Origin of the sequence: Nocardia sp. NBC_00508, assembly GCF_036346875.1 — a bacterium.
Classification (GTDB): Bacteria; Actinomycetota; Actinomycetes; order Mycobacteriales; family Mycobacteriaceae; genus Nocardia.
In genome coordinates this window covers 4,149,630-4,165,773 of record NZ_CP107852.1, presented here as the reverse complement: position 1 = coordinate 4,165,773, position 16,144 = coordinate 4,149,630, and the positions used below count along the sequence as shown (strand labels likewise).

The following is a 16,144-nucleotide window of genomic DNA, read 5'->3' as shown; positions in this document are numbered from 1 at the left end:
GCCGTGAGCCCGCCTCCTTGTCCATGACCGCACCGCCGCTTGCCACCAGAGTTAGAACCTGTTCTACTCGATATCGTGACTCAGGGGAATACTGCATCCACGGCAATCGCGGGTGAGAGCGGCACGGGATTGGACACCTCGCCCGACGTACTCAGCGCGCCCCTGCGGATGCGTTTCGACTACACCCGCTCCGTCGGAACCACCATCGGGACGTTTCTGACCAATCTGCGCGACCACAAGATCATCGGCGCGCGCGGCTCGGACGGTCGAGTGATCGTGCCGCCGCCGGAATACGACCCGATCACCGCGGAACCGCTGACCGACTTCGTCGACGTCGCCGAGACCGGCACGGTCGAATCGTGGACCTGGGTGCGCGAGCCGCTGCCAGGCCAGCCGTTCGACCGCCCGTTCGCCTGGGCATTGATCCGGCTCGACGGCGCGGACACTACATTGCTGCACGCGGTCGACGTCGCGGCGCCGGAGGACATGCAGACCGGTCTGCGAGTCACCGCTCGATGGGCGGCGAAGACCGAAGGCAGCATTCGCGACATCGTCTGCTTCGAGCCGGGCGAGAAGTCCGGCTCCCCCGCCGAAGCCGGCGCCGCTGCCGAGCCGGTCACCATGATCACCACCCCGGTCGACCTGTCCTACAAGCACACCGCCTCCCCGCAGGAGACCGTCTACCTGCGCGGACTAGCCGAGGGCAAGCTGATCGGCGCGCGCACGGACGACGCGGGCAAGGTGTACTTCCCGCCGCGCGGCGCGAACCCGACCGACGGCAGGCCGACCAACGACTTCATCGAGCTGCCCGACCGCGGCACGGTGACCACCTTCTGCATCGTGAACGTGCCGTTCCTCGGACAGCGGATCAAGCCACCGTACGTCGCGGCGTATGTGCTGCTGGACGGCGCGGACATCCCGGTGCTGCACCTGGTGCTCGGGTGCGACGCCAGCGAAGTCCGCATGGGCATGCGGGTGGAGGCGGTGTGGAAGCCGCGCGAGGAATGGGGCTACGGCCTGGAGAACGTGGACCACTTCCGTCCCACCGGCGAGCCGGACGCCGACTACGAGACCTATAAGCACCACCTCTGAGAGAGGCGCACGTTGACCGACAACGCCACCGACATCGCGGTCGTGGGTTTCGCCCACGCACCGCACGTGCCGGAGACCTTCGGCACCACCAATGGTGTCGAGATGCTGGTGCCCTGCTTCCAGCAGCTCTACGACCGGCTCGGCATCACCAAGTCCGATATCGGCTTCTGGTGCTCTGGCTCCTCCGATTATCTTGCCGGACGGGCCTTTTCGTTCATCTCGGCGGTCGACGCGATCGGCGCGGTGCCGCCGATCAACGAATCGCACGTCGAGATGGACGCTGCGTGGGCGCTGTACGAGGCGTGGGTGAAACTGCGCTCAGGACAGGCGAAGACGGCGCTCGTGTACGGCTTCGGCAAGTCCTCCGCGAGCACGCTGCGCCAGGTGCTCACCCTGCAGCTGGACCCGTACCTGGTCGCGCCGCTCTGGCCCGACGCGTTGTCCATCGCCGGGTTGCAGGCCCGCGCCGGGCTCGATGCGGGCCGCTGGACCGAGCGCGACATGGCGGCCGTGGCCGCGGGCGCGTCCGGCGACGTCGATAGCCTGCTGGACAAGCCGTATGTCGCCGATCCGCTGCGCGCGCACGATGTCGCGCCGATCACCGACGGCGCGGCAGCCGTCGTGCTGGCCGTCGGCGATCGCGCCCGCGAGCTGTGCGAGCGCCCCGCCTGGATCACCGGTATGGCGCACCGGGTGGACACCCCGGTCCTCGGCGCCCGCGATCTCACCGTCTCCCCCTCGACGTCGGCCGCGGCCCGAGCCGTCACCGGCGGCGACACCAGCGGTTTCGACGTCGCGGAATTGCACGCGCCGTTCAGTCATCAGCAGTTGATCCTCACCGAGGCCATCGGCCTGCGGAACGGCACCGCGATCAACCCGTCCGGCGGCGCCCTCACGGCCAACCCGATGTTCGCCGCGGGCCTGGAGCGCATCGGCTTCGCGGCCGAGGCGATCATGGCCGGCACGGCGAATCGCGCTCTCGCCCATGCCACCAGCGGCCCCGCCCTCCAGCAGAACCTTGTGACCGTCTTGGAATCGGAGACCCAATGAGCACAGCATCGCGCAGCGATTCGATGAGGGGTGGCGGTCGGGCGACGGGTGGGCGCACAGCATCGCGCAGCGATTCGATGAGGGGTGGCGGTCGGGCGATGGGTGGGCGCTTCCCTGCCGCGGTGCTCGGCACCGGACAAACCCATCATGTGACGAAACGCACCGACGTGTCGATGGCGGGCATGTGCCGCGAGGCCATCGATCGCGCCCTCGCCGACGCCGGGCTGACCATCGCCGATATCGACGCGGTCGTAGTCGGTAAGGCGCCCGACCTGTTCGAGGGCGTCATGATGCCCGAGCTGCATATGGCGGACGCCTTGGGCGCTACCGGGAAACCGCTGCTGCGCGTGCACACCGCCGGTTCGGTCGGCGGCTCGACCGGCATCGTCGCGGCCAATCTGGTGCAGGCGGGCGTGCACAAGCGCGTGCTCGCGGTGGCGTGGGAAAAGCAGTCGGAGTCGAACGCCATGTGGGCGTTGTCGATTCCGGTGCCGTTCACCATGCCGGTGGGCGCGGGCGCGGGCGGGTACTTCGCACCGCATGTCCGCTCCTACATCCGGCGCTCCAACGCCCCGGGCCATATCGGCGCGATGGTCGCGGCGAAGGATCGCCGTAACGGCGCCAAGAACCCGCTCGCCCATCTGAAGCAGCCCGACATCACGCTGGAATCGGTACTCGCCTCGCAGATGCTGTGGGACCCGATCCGCTTCGACGAGACCTGTCCCTCCTCCGACGGCGCGTGCGCGATCGTGCTCGGCGACGCTGACGCGGCCGCCGCCGTCGAGGCCACCGGTAGGACGGTCGCCTGGGTGCACGCCACCGCGATGCGCACCGAGCCGACCACCTTCGCCGGACGCGACCAGGTCAATCCCCAGGCCGGGCGGGACGCGGCCGCTGCGCTGTGGGAGGCGGCGGGCATCACCAACCCGCTCGAGGAGATCGACGCGGCCGAGATCTACGTGCCGTTCTCCTGGTTCGAGCCGATGTGGCTGGAAAACCTCGGCTTCGTGCCGCCAGGCGACGGCTGGAAGCTCACCGACAAAGGGGAGACCGAGATCGGCGGCACCCTGCCGGTCAACCCGTCCGGCGGCGTGCTGTCCTCCAACCCGATCGGCGCGTCGGGCCTCATCCGGTTCGCCGAAGCGGCCAAACAGGTCATGGGACGGGCCGGGGACTATCAGGTCGAGGGTGCGCGCAAGGCGCTCGGTCATGCGTACGGCGGCGGGTCGCAGTACTTCTCGATGTGGGTGGTCGGATCGGAGCCGAGGTGACTCCACTGAGGTTCACCCTCGGCATCGCGCTGAGTCCACTGGACCAGCTGCCCGGGCTCGCGAAAACCGCTGAGGAGTGCGGCTTTTCGTCGATCGCACTGCCGGACTCACTGTTCTACATGAAATCGGCGGCGGCGAGATACCCGTACACGCCCGACGGCAGCAGGTTCTGGGGACCGGACACACCGTGGGTCGACCCGCTCATCGGCGCGACCGCCATGGCGGCCGTCACCAGCCGCATCCGCTTCTACACAAACGTGCTGAAGCTGGGTTCGCGCAACCCGCTGCTGCTGGCCAGGCAAGTCGGCTCGGTGGCCAACCTGTCCGGAAACCGCTTCGGGTTCGGTGTCGGAATCGGTTGGGCTCCAGAGGAATTCGAGTGGTGCGGGGTGCCATTCGCGCGGCGCGGCGCCCGGGTGGACGAGATGATCGAGGTCATCAAACTGGTCCTGGCCGGAGGAATGGTCGAGTATCACGGCGAGTTCTTCGACTTCGATCCGTTGCAGATGAGCCCGGCGCCGACCGAGCCGGTGCCGTTCTACATCGGCGGGCACACCGACGCGGCGCTGCGGCGCGCCGCGCGAGTGGGCGACGGCTGGACCTCGGCCATGATGACCTACGACGAACTACGGCACACCATCGGAAAGCTCGGCGCACTGCGCGCCGAGTTCGGCAGGGCCGGCGGACCGTTCGAGATCCAGGCGGTGTGCGTCGACCGCTTCGGCCGGTCCGGGTATCAGGACCTCGCCGATGCCGGCGTCACCGACGCGATCGTGGTGCCCTGGCTGGCCGATGGCATCGGCTTCGACGGCGAGCTCGCCGCCAAACAGGACTCGCTGCGCAAGTTCGCGCAGCAGAACATCGCCGAACCCATCGTGGCCGCACGGTGAGAACCACTCGCTGACCAAGGGAGCGCATATGAGCGACGAACACCCGGCCCGGGCAGCGGGCCTCGCCTCGCAGGCCGCGGTTCGAGCACGGGACAAGCAGGCATGGGTCGCGCTGTTCGCCGAGGACGGCATCGTGGAAGACCCCATCGGTCCCTCCGGCTTCGACCCGGAGGGCAACGGACATCGCGGCAAGGAGGCCATCGCCGCGTTCTGGGACAAGGCGATCGCCAAGACCGACCTGATCGAGTTCCTGTTCGGGGACTCGTTCGCGTGCGGCAACGAGGTCGCGTTCACCGGCACCATCCGCAGCACGATCGGCGGTCATCGGATCGATGCCGATGGCGTGTTCACCTACCGCGTTGACGAGGGCGGCAAGATCGCCGCCCTGCGGGCATTCTGGGAGGTCGACCGCGCCATGGCCACCGCGCGACCGGTCGACTGAACACCCCCGCCTGTCCCGGCAGACGAAAGAGGCCCTCACACCGTGCGGTGTGAGGGCCCCTTTCGGGTCTCAGTGCGCGATCGGGCAGGTCTTGTAATCGACCGGGAACTCCTTGATTCCGTTGAGCCAGCCCGAGCGGAGCCGCTTCGCGTCGGCGACCTTGGTGATATCGGGCAGGTGATCGGCGATGGCGTTGAAGATCAGGTCGATCTCCAGCCGGGCGAGATTCGCCCCGATGCAGAAGTGCGCGCCGGTGCCGCCGAAGGCCAGGTGCGGGTTGTCCTTGCGCATGATGTCGAACTTCTCCGGCTGGTCGAAGACGTCCTCGTCGAAGTTGGCCGACCGGTACAGCATGACCACTCGCTGACCCTTCTTGATCTGCACGCCGCCGAGTTCGGTGTCCTCCAGCGCGGTCCGCTGGAACGAGCTGACCGGGGTGGCCCAGCGGATGATCTCGTCGGCTGCGGTAGCGGGCCGTTCCTTCTTGAACAGCTCCCACTGGTCCGGGTTCTCCAGGAACGCCATCATGCCGTGCGAGATGGCGTTGCGGGTGGTCTCGTTGCCCGCCACGGCGAGCATGATCACGAAGAAGCCGAACTCCTCCTCGCTGAGCTTGTCACCATCGATGTCGGCCTCGATCAGCGTGGTCACGATGTCGTCGGCCGGGCACTGCTTGCGGGAGGCCGCCATCTGGTAGGCGTAACCCAGGATCTCGGCGGAGGCCGCGACCGGGTCGGCGGTGCTCTCCGGATCGTCGTAGCCGGTCATGTCGTTGGACCAGGTGAACATTTTCATCCGGTCTTCCTGCGGGACGCCGATCAGCTCGGCGATGGCCTGCAGCGGCAGCTCGCACGCGACCTGAGTGACGAAATCCCCGGAACCCGATTCAGCCGCCGCCTTGACGATCGACTCGGCACGGGCCGACAGCTCCGCGCGCAGACCGTTGATGGCGCGCGGAGTGAACCCGCGCGAGATGATCTTGCGCAGTTTGGTGTGCTCGGGCGCGTCCATGTTCAGCAGGACGATGCGCTGCAGCTCGATCTGCTCGCGGGCGATGTCGTCGTTGAACCGCGGGATGGCGGTGTTCTCGTAACTGGAGAACACGTCGCTGCGCCGCGAGACCTCCTTGACATCAGCGTGCGAGCTGACCACCCAGAAACCGTCGTCGTGGAACCCGCTCACGTCGGGCGACTGCGGATTCCACCAGATGGGGGCGGTCCGGCGCAGTTCGGCGAACTCCTCGACCGGAACACGCTCGGCGTAGATGTCCGGGTCCGTGACGTCGAACCCGTCCGGGAGATTCGGCCGGGCATTCCGAGTGTCTACCACCAGATGTCTCCTTCGACAAACTGAAACACGTTCTATAATCATTGAAGCACAGGCGCGAGAACGAGGAAAGAAACCGGACAGATCCGCCCCTGGTAAGTGCCAGGAACGCGTTTCAGTTTTCTGTCCCTAAGGAAAGGTTGGACATGGGCACACCCGTCATCGTCGAGGCCGCACGCACCCCGATCGGCAAGCGCGGCGGCTGGCTGTCGGGCCTGCACGCGGCCGAACTGCTCGGCATGGCCCAGCGCGGACTGCTGGACCGGGCACATCTGGACCCCGCGCAGGTCGAGCAGGTCATCGGCGGATGCGTCACCCAGGCGGGCGAGCAGTCCAACAACGTCACCCGGGTCGCCTGGCTGCACGCAGGCCTGCCGTGGCAGGTCGGCGCCACCACCATCGATACGCAGTGCGGATCGGCCCAGCAGGCCAACCATCTGATCGCGGGGTTGATCGCGGCCGACGCGATCGAGGTCGGCATGGCCTGCGGCGTGGAGGCGATGAGCCGGGTTCCGTTGGGCGCCAACGTCGGCGAGCACGCTGGACCGCGCAGGCCCGCGTCGTGGAACATCGACCTGCCCAATCAGTTCGAGGCCGCGGAGCGTATCGCCAAGCGGCGCGGCATCACTCGCGCCGATGTGGACGAGTTCGGCGCGCGCTCACAGCGTCTGGCGGGGCAGGCTTGGGCCGAAGGCCGGTTCGACCGCGAGGTGCTCACCGTGACCGCGCCGGCGGTCGACAAGGAAGGCAACCTGACCGGCGAAAAGCTCGATGTGACACGGGATCAGGGTCTGCGCGCGACCACCGTGGAGGGCCTGGCCGAGCTGAAGCCGGTATTGGCGGGTGGCGTGCACACCGCTGGATCGTCCTCGCAGATCTCCGACGGCGCCGCGGCGGTACTGCTGATGGACGAAAAGGCCGCGCAGCGAGCGGGTTTGCGACCCAGGGCGCGGATCGTCACCCAGGCGGTGGTGGGGGCCGAGCCCGAATTCCACCTCGACGGCCCGGTGCAGGCGTGCACTCGGCTGCTGGAACGGTCCGGCATGAATATCGGCGACATCGACCTTTTCGAGATCAACGAGGCGTTCGCGTCGGTGGCACTTTCTTGGGCATCGGTCCACCAGCCGGACATGGGCCGGGTTAATGTCAACGGCGGCGCGATCGCGCTCGGACATCCCGTCGGCTCCACCGGATCGCGTCTTCTCGCAACGGCTTTGCACGAGCTGGAGCGCAGCGACCGCAGCACGGCGATGGTTCTCATGTGCGCCGGTGGCGCACTCGCGACAGGCACTATCATCGAACGTTTGTGAAACTTCAACCATTTCGCGCGATTGGTTGAACGTTCATCCCCCAGGGGCACAAACGTGTCGTACGCCACACAAACCCGCATACCGCCCGGTCGATGAGATGTCAGCTATCTTGCCGCTATCAAGACCCCTTGCGGCGAGACCGCAACGACGGGCCAGAACCTGGTCGTACGCCTGGTTCTCGAGAGCCCTTGGGGTAACCCGCAAACGCAACCGTCCCAGTGCCTTCGCCGCGATCCGACCTAGAAGCTTCAAGGAAATCCGGAATCAGGCGTAGGTTTTCAGTTACTGAGCCGCTAATATCAATGATACGTATCCGAGATAACGACTGTTAGTACAGCGAAGGGAATTGGGCGGCTCACAATGGCTGATTTCGCGGCGCGGCTGAACAAGCTGTTCGAAACCGTGCATCCCCCGGGGCGTAAGCCGCATACCAACGCGGAGGTTGCGGCGGCGCTGACGGCCTCCGGACATCCGATCTCGAAACCGTACCTGTCGCAGTTGCGGTCGGGACAACGGACGAACCCGTCCGATGAGACGGTGGCCGCCCTGGCGAAGTTCTTCAAGGTCAAGCCGGACTACTTCTTCAACGACATCTATGCTGCCAAGATCGATCACGATCTGGAACTGCTGTCCCAGCTGCAGGGCTACGGACTGCGACGGCTGTCGAGTAGGGCGTTCGACTTGTCCGAAGAATCACAGAACCTGCTCACGTCCATGGCGGAGAAGTTGCGGGCCAGCGAAGGCTTGCCCGAAATTCCTCCAGACGGCACCGAATAGGTTCTCCTGCACGGCAGCACAGTGCGGCCCACCGGGTCGCACTGTGCTGTGTTATGCACGTGCAAACGTGCGTGCAGCACACAACCGGCGCGCGGCCGTGTCCGACGAAATAAGGGCACGGACGCGTGCTGGCATGTGGTGTGATCTGGATCATTGTCCTGCATAACCGCATTCGACGCACCATGCGCGTTCGTCGTTCGCGCCGAACCGGATTCCCGGCAGCGCCCGTTCGTTCGAATAGCCGACCGGTCGCGCACTATTGCGTCGGACTGATCGCGATCGCGCCGGTCTGTTCAATTCCGAGCGGACGCGGAAGCGGACGCCGCATAGGCGCTGGCGATGGTCTGGACCCATCCGCGCGGACTAATGCCTTCCGGCGGAGCAATCCACCGGGCGTCCACCACGATCTCCCCCATCGGATTACGCGCCCACCGCGCCACCCGGTCGGCCCGGTCCGCCACCGACGCGGGCGGGGAGGCCGGTTCCGCGAGCACGCCACCGACATCGCCGTCGCGAACGCGATCCAGCTCACACCGCTCACACCGTCGGACAGCCGCCCCGCGCGCGCGCCGCCGGGATCGAGATGGTCGAGCGCGACCGCGATCTCGGGCACCGCGACGGCGGCGGCGAGCGCGCCCGCGGTGACCGCGAGGACGACGGCCACCCTGACTGCGGTCGCGGGCTTGACCAGGACGCGGCCGACCCACGCGTCTGCGGGCCCGCCGAGCAGCGCTGAGCCCGCGACGGCTTCGGCTACCCCTGGCACATGGAGTGTGCGACCTATGGCCATGCGACGAGCCTTCCCCTCATCAGTTGAAACGCAGTCTTCTGCCCGGTCGCCACTCTCACACGGGACTTTCCCACGGACGGGTGCCCCATAGTAAACCCAGCCCGCAACTGCGCCCCAGAAGGGGCTGTGCCGCTCAGGCGCCGTAGACCGGCTCCGAGGGTGCCGCCTTGGCGATCAGATCGGCCACGACGGGGCCGAGTTCGGCCGGATTCCAACGAGCGCCGCGGTCCACTGCGACGCCGTGCCGCCAGCCATCGGCCAGCGCCACCTTGCCGCCCTCGACCTCGAACATCCGGCCGGTCACCGTCGCCGACTGAGTACTGCCCAGCCACACGACCAGCGGCGACACATTCTCCGGCGCCATGGCGTCGAAACCGTTGTCCGGCTCGGCCATCGTGTCCGCGAACACCGTCTCGGTCATCCGGGTCCGCGCTGCCGGCGCGATCGCGTTCACCGTGACGCCGTAACGGGCGAACTCGGCGGCGGCGGTCAGCGTCAGTCCCGCGATACCCGCCTTGGCCGCGCCGTAGTTGCCTTGACCAACACTGCCTTGCAAACCCGCGCCGGAGCTGGTGTTGATGATGCGGCCATCGACCGGACAGCCCGCCTTGGCTTCCGCGCGCCAGTACTCGATCGCGTGCCGCATGGTGGCGAAGTGGCCCTTGAGATGAACGCGGATCACCGCGTCCCACTCGTCCTCGCCGAGGTTGACCAGCATCCGGTCGCGCACGAAACCGGCGTTGTTGACCAGAACGTCCAGGGTGCCGAACGTGTCGACGGCCTGGCGCACGAGCCTGCGGGCGCCTGCCCAGTCCGCGACGTCGTCGCCGTTGGCCACGGCTTCGCCGCCGAGCGCCTCGATCTCGGCGACCACCTGCTGTGCAGGCGTCTCCGCGGTGGCCGCGCCGTCCAGCGCCGAGCCGAGGTCGTTGACCACCACGCGGGCGCCTGCCGAGGCGAAGGCGAGGGCATGCGCGCGGCCGATGCCCCGGCCCGCGCCGGTGACGATGACGACGCGTCCGGCGCAGATCTGGTCGGTGTCCATGTGTGTCCTCTTCGTGCGGTGTTCGGGATGTTCAGGACTGCTGTTCTGCGGTGGAGGCAGCCAGGAAGGCGGGGCGCTCGCCGCCGCCGTGCACCAGCAGTGTCGCGCCGCTGACGTAGGCGGCCAGCGGCGAGGCGAGGAAGACGGCGCAACTGCCGATGTCGTCGGGGCGGGCCATGCGGCCGAGGGGGATGGTCCGGCCCACCGCGTCGACGCCTTCTTCGTCGCCATAGTGCAGGTGGCTCAATTCGGTGTGCACAGGCCCGACCACCAGCGAGTTGACCCGCACCTTCGGCGCCCACTCGACGGCGAGCGAGCCGGTCAGGCTGTCCATGCCCGCCTTGGCCGCGCCGTAGGCGGCGGTGCCCGGCGACGGACGGTGCCCGCTCACGCTGGAGATGTTCACGATCGAGCCGCCCTCTTCTTGTCGCTGCATCACCGCGTTGGCGGCCTGCGCCACCAGCAGCGGGGCGAGCAGGTTCAGCTCGACGATCTTGGCGTGAAAGTTCTTGCCTGCCTCGGCGGCGAGCGCGAAGGGGGCGCCGCCCGCGTTGTTGACCAGATGATCGAGGCGGCCATGGCGCTCGGTGATCGTCTCGATCAACGCACGGACCGCATCCGCGTCCCGGACATCGCACGGCAGGTAGTCGATCGCGCGTCCGTCGACCTCGACGGGAACGTCGGCGGGGCGCCGCGCGCACGCCACGACGGTCGCACCCGCGGCCAGGAATGCCTCGCTCACGCCCGCGCCGACGCCGCGCACGCCGCCCGTCACCAGAACGACGCGTCCGGCGAGATCGATTTCGAGTGCCACCGTGCTAACCTACCAAGCAACTGCTTGCTTTGCCAATGGCGTTCACACACGATGGGACTTGCGATGGGGATCAACCGCCACTCCGAATCCACCGGCATCACCGTGGTCACGGTCGACTACCCGCCGGTCAACGCCATCCCGACCGAGGGCTGGTTCGCCATCGCCGACGAAGTGCGGGCGGCGGGCCGCGATCCGGACACCAAAGTGGTGGTCCTGCGCGCGGAGAACCGCGGCTTCAACGCGGGCGTGGACATCAAGGAGATCCAGAGCAAGCCCGGCCACCAGGCGCTGATCGACGCGAACCATGGCTGCTTCGATGCCTTCGCAGCGGTCTACGAATGCCAGGTGCCGGTCATCGCGGTGGTGCAGGGCTTCTGCCTCGGCGGCGGCATCGGGTTGGTGGGCAACGCGGATATCGTGATCGCCTCCGACGACGCCACCTTCGGCCTACCCGAGGTGGACCGCGGCGCGCTCGGCGCGGCGACCCACCTGGCACGGCTGGTGCCCCAGCACCTGATGCGCGCGCTGTTCTACACGGCGAGCACGATCACCGCACAGCAGTTGCAGCACTACGGCTCGGTCTACCAGGTGGTGCCGCGCGCCGAACTCGACGCGGCGGCTTTGGAATTGGCCAAGAACATCGCGGCCAAGGACGGCCGGGTGATCCGGGCGGCGAAGCGCGCGCTGAACGGCATCGACGTGCAGGACGTGCACCGCAGCTACCGGTACGAGCAGGGATTCACCTTCGAACTCAATCTCGCCGGCGTCGCCGACGAGATCCGCGCCCGGTTCGACGACGATCTCGCGGCGCGCAAGGCCGGCCAGTGAAGCCGCGTAACCAGGAAAGTCCCCGGGCGGGCCACCCATCGGAGAGGGAGCGAAAAGCGATGCGAGACAAGCGGATGTCGCTCGACGAGGTCGTCGGCGAACTACGCAGCGGGATGACCATCGGCATCGGCGGCTGGGGTTCCCGGCGCAAGCCGATGGCACTGGTGCGGGCCATCCTGCGTTCGGAACTCACGGATCTGACCGTGGTCAGCTACGGCGGCCCCGATCTCGGGCTGCTGTGCGCGGCAGGGAAGGTGCGCAAGGCGTACTACGGCTTCGTGTCGCTGGATTCGCCGCCGTTCTACGACCCGTGGTTCGCGAAGGCGCGCTCCGCGGGCGCGCTGGTCGCGCGCGAGATGGACGAGGGAATGCTCGAGTGCGGGCTCGAAGCGGCCGCGGCACGGCTACCCTTCCTGCCGATCCGCGCCGGTCTCGGATCGGACGTCCCGAACTTCTGGGAGGGTGAGCTGAAGACGGTCGAATCGCCTTATCCGGTAGCAGGCACGCCGGAAACTCTGATCGCTATGCCCGCGCTGAATCTGGATGCGGCACTGGTACACCTGAACCTCGGCGACCCGCACGGCAACGCCGCCTACACCGGCGTCGACCCGTATTTCGACGACCTCTTCTGCCTGGCCGCGCAGCGGCGCTACGTCTCGGTGGAACGGGTGGTCGAGACCGACGAGCTGGTGAAAACCGTTCCGCTGCAAGCGTTGCTGCTCAATCGCATGATGGTCGACGGCGTGGTGGATGCACCGGGTGGCGCGCATTTCACCCTGGCCGGGGACAGCTACGGCCGGGACGAGAAGTTCCAGAAGCACTACGCCGAATCCGCGAAGACGCCGGAAGCGTGGCAGCGGTTCGTCGACACCTATCTGGCCGGATCCGAGGAGCAGTACCAAGCCGCCGTCCGCCGATTCGCGGCGGAGGCGTGATGCAGAAGCGGGTGTCCCGCAAACCACAGGAGGCGCGATGACCAGCACCGAGATCGTGAGCCGCGCCGAGGTGTGCGCGGTGGCGTGCGCGGAGATCTTCCGCGGCGCCGGGGAAATCATGGCCAGTCCGATGTCGCCGATGTCCATCCTCGGCGCCCGATTGGCCAAGCTCACCACCGAGCCCGATCTGCTGCTCTCGGATGGTGAAGCGCTTCTGTTCGCCGAGACTCCCCCGCTGGGCGGCAAAGCGCCGATCGAGGGCTGGATTCCATTCCGGAGGGTGTTCGACGTGGTGGCCTCCGGGCGCAGGCATGTGGTGATGGGCGCCAACCAGATCGACCGTTTCGGCAACCAGAACCTGTCGGCGTTCGGTCCGCTACAGCAGCCGACCCGGCAGATGTTCGGTGTGCGTGGGGCGCCGGGCAACACCATCAATCACGCCACCAGCTATTGGGTCGCCCGGCACTCCAAGCGCGTGTTCACCGACGGGGTCGACATCGTCTCGGGGGTGGGGTACGACAAGGTGGACCCGGCCAACCCCGCCTACCGCTTCCTTCACCTGCACCGCGTGGTGACCAACCTGGGCGTCTTCGATTTCGAAGGTCCCGACCACACCATGCGTGCCCGCAGTCTGCACCCCGGCGTCACCGCCGGCGAAGTCGCCGAGAACACCTCGTTCGAGATCGCCGGACTCGCCGACGCGAACGAGACGCGCTTGCCGACCGCCGAGGAACTGCGGCTGATCCGGGAGGTGCTCGACCCCAACAAGATTCGCGAAACCGAGGTCCCGGCATGAGTGAGCGAACCATCGGCTCGACGTTTGCGCCGAGCGTTGGTCATGAGCGTCAGGGCTGGGCGGCAACCGTGCAATCACGTCGCGAACGCCCAGGAGGACACCGCATGAGTTCCCTGAGTCAACCCCTATGCGGCGATCGGTTGTTGAGTCGGTTGTTTTTTGGTGGGGTCGTAGCAGGTTTTGGTGCGCCAGCAAGCCCAGATGATGCGCAGCCAGGCGCGGCCGAGGGTGCGGATGGCGTGGGGGTGTCGTTGGCCGCGGGCGCGGGCGGCGGTGTAGCGCTGGTCTGCCCAGTCGCTGGCGCGGCGGCTGTTGTCGATCCAGGTCACCAAGGCTTGTCTGGCTCGCTGGTTGGTGGCGTGGCGGAAGGCGACGGTGTGGATTTTGCCGGAGGAGCGGGTGACCGGGGCGATGCCGGTTTCGGCGGCGAGTTGATCGAAGCTGTTGGCGCGCTCCAGGATTGGGCCGACCTCGCCGATGATCTGGGCCAGGTTCAGTGTGCCGACGCGGGGCAGATCGGCCAGCAATCTGGCGTAGGGGTGTGCGGCGAGAGCGTCGGCGATCACGGCGTCGAGTGCGTCGATGCTGGTTTGGATCGAGCGGACGAGCCCGGTCTGGGCGCGGACCAGCTGCGCGATGACCGGCTCGCCGAGCCTGCTGGCCGATGTGGGTGCCTCGCGCAGCCGGGCGAGCAGCTCGGTGCCGGGACGGCGGCCGCTGTAGTGGTGGCGGCGGCAGAACGCCTCGAGGCGGGCCGCGGTGAGCCCAGCAGCGGCCTGCGGGCTCGGGTAGCGGTCCAGGAACGCCAGCGCGATCGGCGAGTGCAGGCTGGCGAAGATCGTCCTGCCTCCGGGCCAGTGCGTGTCCAGCAGCGCGGCGAGTTGATTGACCGCGGCGATGCGCATGCCCAGGTGGTCGCCGCGCTGACGGGTCAATGCCTGCAGTTCGAGCGTTTGCGGCAGGGTCGGGGCCAGTACCGGCAGCCGGTGGCCGTCGGTGCGGGCGTAGTCGGCCAGCTTGAACCCATCGCCGGGATCGTTCTTGGCGCGGGCGGCGCCCCAACGGGGGCGAGCGGCATGAAAAGCGTTGGGGTGCACCGGAATCACCGGATGCCCGGCGGTCAGCAGCCGGTCCACGACCAGCCCGCGGGTGGTCTCGATTGCCACCGGCAACTCACCGGGCCCGCCGTAGCAGGCCAGCCGTGCCAACGCGCGAGCGATGCCGTCTTCAGTATGCGGCACCGGGAAGCGTTCGATCTTGCCACCGGCATCGTCGATCACGGTCACGTCGTGAGTGGTGCTGCCCCAGTCCCAGCCGGCGAACGCCACAGGTGTGCTCCCTCGAGGTCGATGAACTGCCTCCTCGGAAGCGAGGGCCGCCGCCGGAAGCTCATTGATCGGCCCTCTGCGGGGCATGTCCCTGACGCCGGTCCGCGGCCCTCGGCCCGGTGGGGCTGGCAGAACTCATGCTGGCCATCAAATGGCACGCGACGAAGGCCATGCACCCACCGGAACCGAGAGACAACAACCCTAACTGTTCGGGCTGCAGAAGGGATGGTGCCCCAATGAGCGGCCGAGCCCGCATGCGGCAGCGAAGCGTAACCACGGAGGGCTCCACTCAGGCGAGAAAGGCGACAGCATGACCGCGCACCTGCGCACCGCGTTGACCGATCTGGTGGGCGTCGAACACCCGATCGTGCAGACCGGCATGGGTTGGGTGGCGGGCCCGAGGCTGGTTTCGGCCACCGCCGAGGCGGGCGGACTCGGCATTCTGGCCTCAGCCACCATGACCTTCGCGGAGCTGGAGGCGGCCATCGCGAAGACCAAGGCGCACACCGCGAAACCGTTCGGCGTCAACATCCGCGCCGACGCCGCGGACGCCCCCGACCGGATCGATCTGCTGATCCGGGAGAAGGTGGCGGTGGCCTCGTTCGCGCTCGCGCCCAAACAGGATCTGATCGCGAAACTGAAAGACGCCGGCGTGGTGGTCATCCCATCGATCGGCGCGGCCAAGCACGCGGTCAAAGTGGCGTCCTGGGGTGCGGACGCGGTGATCGTGCAAGGCGGCGAGGGTGGCGGGCACACCGGCCCGGTGGCCACCACCTTGCTGCTGCCCTCCGTGCTGGACGCGGTGGACATCCCCGTGGTCGCGGCGGGCGGGTTCTTCGACGGACGCGGCCTGGCCGCCGCGCTGGCCTATGGCGCCGCGGGTATCGCTATGGGCACCCGGTTCCTGCTGACCCAAGAGAGCACGGTGCCCGACGCCGTCAAACAGGAGTACCTGCACAGACAGCTCCAGGACACGGTGGTGTCGCTCAAGGTCGACGGCATGCCGCACCGCGTGCTGAATACCGAACTGGTCCAGCGCCTGGAACATTCGGGCCGCTGGCGCGGGCTCGCCGCGGCGGTGGGCAACGCGACCCGGTTCAAGAGCATGACCGGGATGAAGTGGTCCACCATGATCCGCGACGGCCTGGCTATGCGAAAGACGAAGGAGCTCACCTGGTCCCAGGTCGTGATGGCCGCGAACACCCCGATGCTGCTGCGCGCGGGACTGGTCGAAGGCAACACCGAGGCCGGTGTGCTCGCCGCCGGTCAGGTCACCGGAATCATCGATGACCTGCCCACCTGCAAGGAGTTGATCGATCGGATCATCGCCGAGGCGGTCGCGCGGATCGAGGCGCTCGCAGCGCTGCCCGATGGGGCGAACTCGACGAGCAGGTAGCCGAATGATGACGGCCTCCGGATCACAGACCGAAAGCCGTCACACGCCATCTGG

General features: G+C 67.7%; 16 protein-coding genes. 11 read left to right on the top strand and 5 right to left on the bottom strand.

Annotated elements, in window-relative coordinates; translation table 11 throughout:
• Positions 1–168 precede the first annotated feature (168 nt).
• The 5 genes from OHA40_RS18530 to OHA40_RS18510 all read left to right on the top strand — a co-directional run bounded on the left by OHA40_RS18530 (position 169) and on the right by OHA40_RS18510 (position 4,745).
• Positions 169–1,092, top strand: coding sequence for a Zn-ribbon domain-containing OB-fold protein (locus OHA40_RS18530; protein WP_330234254.1), 924 nt, complete (start codon positions 169–171; stop codon positions 1,090–1,092).
• 12 nt (positions 1,093–1,104) lie between these two features.
• Positions 1,105–2,142 carry a thiolase domain-containing protein gene (locus OHA40_RS18525; protein WP_330228185.1) on the top strand — a complete coding sequence of 346 codons (1,038 nt, stop codon included), beginning with the start codon at positions 1,105–1,107 and terminating at the stop codon, positions 2,140–2,142.
• Positions 2,143–2,219: 77 nt separating this feature from the next.
• A complete protein-coding gene (locus OHA40_RS18520; RefSeq protein ID WP_330228184.1) occupies positions 2,220–3,413 on the top strand; it encodes a thiolase domain-containing protein in 1,194 nt (397 codons plus the stop codon).
• A 5-nt stretch (positions 3,414–3,418) separates the two neighbouring features.
• Positions 3,419–4,303, top strand: a complete 885-nt coding sequence (locus OHA40_RS18515) for a TIGR03619 family F420-dependent LLM class oxidoreductase (RefSeq protein WP_330234253.1) — start codon at positions 3,419–3,421, stop codon at positions 4,301–4,303.
• A gap of 28 nt (positions 4,304–4,331) precedes the next feature.
• Positions 4,332–4,745 carry a nuclear transport factor 2 family protein gene (locus tag OHA40_RS18510; protein ID WP_330228183.1) on the top strand — a complete coding sequence of 138 codons (414 nt, stop codon included), beginning with the start codon at positions 4,332–4,334 and terminating at the stop codon, positions 4,743–4,745.
• 69 nt (positions 4,746–4,814) lie between these two features.
• On the opposite strand, the gene OHA40_RS18505 is transcribed toward OHA40_RS18510, so the two are convergent.
• Entirely contained in the window at positions 4,815–6,116 is a 1,302-nt protein-coding gene (locus tag OHA40_RS18505) for a cytochrome P450 (RefSeq protein WP_330228182.1), read from the bottom strand.
• Positions 6,117–6,217: 101 nt separating this feature from the next.
• Here OHA40_RS18505 and OHA40_RS18500 point away from each other — a divergent pair, with 101 nt between their 5' ends.
• Together OHA40_RS18500 and OHA40_RS18495 are read left to right on the top strand one after the other, a co-directional pair.
• Positions 6,218–7,381 (top strand): steroid 3-ketoacyl-CoA thiolase, encoded by a 1,164-nt coding sequence (locus tag OHA40_RS18500; protein ID WP_330228181.1) that lies wholly within the window; start codon positions 6,218–6,220, stop codon positions 7,379–7,381.
• 360 nt (positions 7,382–7,741) lie between these two features.
• Positions 7,742–8,158 (top strand): helix-turn-helix domain-containing protein, encoded by a 417-nt coding sequence (locus tag OHA40_RS18495; RefSeq protein ID WP_011207048.1) that lies wholly within the window; start codon positions 7,742–7,744, stop codon positions 8,156–8,158.
• A 256-nt stretch (positions 8,159–8,414) separates the two neighbouring features.
• Here the strand turns inward: OHA40_RS18495 and OHA40_RS18490 are convergent, their stop codons facing one another.
• The 3 genes from OHA40_RS18490 to OHA40_RS18480 form a co-directional block, all read right to left on the bottom strand.
• Positions 8,415–8,948 (bottom strand): hypothetical protein, encoded by a 534-nt coding sequence (locus OHA40_RS18490; RefSeq protein WP_330228180.1) that lies wholly within the window; start codon positions 8,946–8,948, stop codon positions 8,415–8,417.
• 133 nt (positions 8,949–9,081) lie between these two features.
• The gene (locus OHA40_RS18485) at positions 9,082–9,993 is read right to left on the bottom strand and encodes an SDR family oxidoreductase (protein WP_330228179.1); all 912 of its coding nucleotides are present in this window, start codon (positions 9,991–9,993) and stop codon (positions 9,082–9,084) included.
• Positions 9,994–10,024: 31 nt separating this feature from the next.
• The gene (locus OHA40_RS18480) at positions 10,025–10,807 is read right to left on the bottom strand and encodes an SDR family oxidoreductase (RefSeq protein ID WP_330228178.1); all 783 of its coding nucleotides are present in this window, start codon (positions 10,805–10,807) and stop codon (positions 10,025–10,027) included.
• Positions 10,808–10,870: 63 nt separating this feature from the next.
• Here OHA40_RS18480 and OHA40_RS18475 point away from each other — a divergent pair, with 63 nt between their 5' ends.
• The 3 genes from OHA40_RS18475 to OHA40_RS18465 are packed head-to-tail and all read left to right on the top strand — an operon-like array spanning position 10,871 to position 13,366.
• On the top strand, positions 10,871–11,635 hold the full coding sequence (locus OHA40_RS18475; RefSeq protein ID WP_330228177.1) for an enoyl-CoA hydratase family protein: 765 nt from the start codon (positions 10,871–10,873) through the stop codon (positions 11,633–11,635).
• A gap of 59 nt (positions 11,636–11,694) precedes the next feature.
• A complete protein-coding gene (locus tag OHA40_RS18470; RefSeq protein WP_330228176.1) occupies positions 11,695–12,570 on the top strand; it encodes a CoA transferase subunit A in 876 nt (291 codons plus the stop codon).
• Positions 12,571–12,607: 37 nt separating this feature from the next.
• Positions 12,608–13,366, top strand: coding sequence for a CoA-transferase subunit beta (locus tag OHA40_RS18465; RefSeq protein ID WP_330228175.1), 759 nt, complete (start codon positions 12,608–12,610; stop codon positions 13,364–13,366).
• A 125-nt stretch (positions 13,367–13,491) separates the two neighbouring features.
• Here OHA40_RS18465 and OHA40_RS18460 read toward each other — a convergent pair whose 3' ends face one another.
• Positions 13,492–14,694 carry an IS110 family transposase gene (locus OHA40_RS18460; protein WP_330228174.1) on the bottom strand — a complete coding sequence of 401 codons (1,203 nt, stop codon included), beginning with the start codon at positions 14,692–14,694 and terminating at the stop codon, positions 13,492–13,494.
• A gap of 310 nt (positions 14,695–15,004) precedes the next feature.
• Here OHA40_RS18460 and OHA40_RS18455 point away from each other — a divergent pair, with 310 nt between their 5' ends.
• Complete coding sequence (locus OHA40_RS18455; RefSeq protein ID WP_330228173.1) at positions 15,005–16,090, top strand: NAD(P)H-dependent flavin oxidoreductase; 1,086 nt, start codon at positions 15,005–15,007, stop codon at positions 16,088–16,090.
• The last annotated feature ends 54 nt before the right edge of the window (positions 16,091–16,144 follow it).

Bases quoted from the DNA above. Each gene is read 5' to 3' on its own strand.
- OHA40_RS18505 (WP_330228182.1), bottom strand. From the start codon at position 6,116: ATGATTATAGAACGTGTTTCAGTTTGTCGAAGGAGACATCTGGTGGTA.
- OHA40_RS18510 (WP_330228183.1), top strand. From the start codon at position 4,332: ATGAGCGACGAACACCCGGCCCGGGCAGCGGGCCTCGCCTCGCAGGCC.
- OHA40_RS18495 (WP_011207048.1), top strand. From the start codon at position 7,742: ATGGCTGATTTCGCGGCGCGGCTGAACAAGCTGTTCGAAACCGTGCAT.
- OHA40_RS18465 (WP_330228175.1), top strand. From the start codon at position 12,608: ATGACCAGCACCGAGATCGTGAGCCGCGCCGAGGTGTGCGCGGTGGCG.
- OHA40_RS18470 (WP_330228176.1), top strand. From the start codon at position 11,695: ATGCGAGACAAGCGGATGTCGCTCGACGAGGTCGTCGGCGAACTACGC.
- OHA40_RS18490 (WP_330228180.1), bottom strand. From the start codon at position 8,948: ATGGCCATAGGTCGCACACTCCATGTGCCAGGGGTAGCCGAAGCCGTC.
- OHA40_RS18520 (WP_330228184.1), top strand. From the start codon at position 2,220: ATGAGGGGTGGCGGTCGGGCGATGGGTGGGCGCTTCCCTGCCGCGGTG.
- OHA40_RS18485 (WP_330228179.1), bottom strand. From the start codon at position 9,993: ATGGACACCGACCAGATCTGCGCCGGACGCGTCGTCATCGTCACCGGC.
- OHA40_RS18530 (WP_330234254.1), top strand. From the start codon at position 169: ATGCGTTTCGACTACACCCGCTCCGTCGGAACCACCATCGGGACGTTT.
- OHA40_RS18500 (WP_330228181.1), top strand. From the start codon at position 6,218: ATGGGCACACCCGTCATCGTCGAGGCCGCACGCACCCCGATCGGCAAG.
- OHA40_RS18455 (WP_330228173.1), top strand. From the start codon at position 15,005: ATGACCGCGCACCTGCGCACCGCGTTGACCGATCTGGTGGGCGTCGAA.
- OHA40_RS18475 (WP_330228177.1), top strand. From the start codon at position 10,871: ATGGGGATCAACCGCCACTCCGAATCCACCGGCATCACCGTGGTCACG.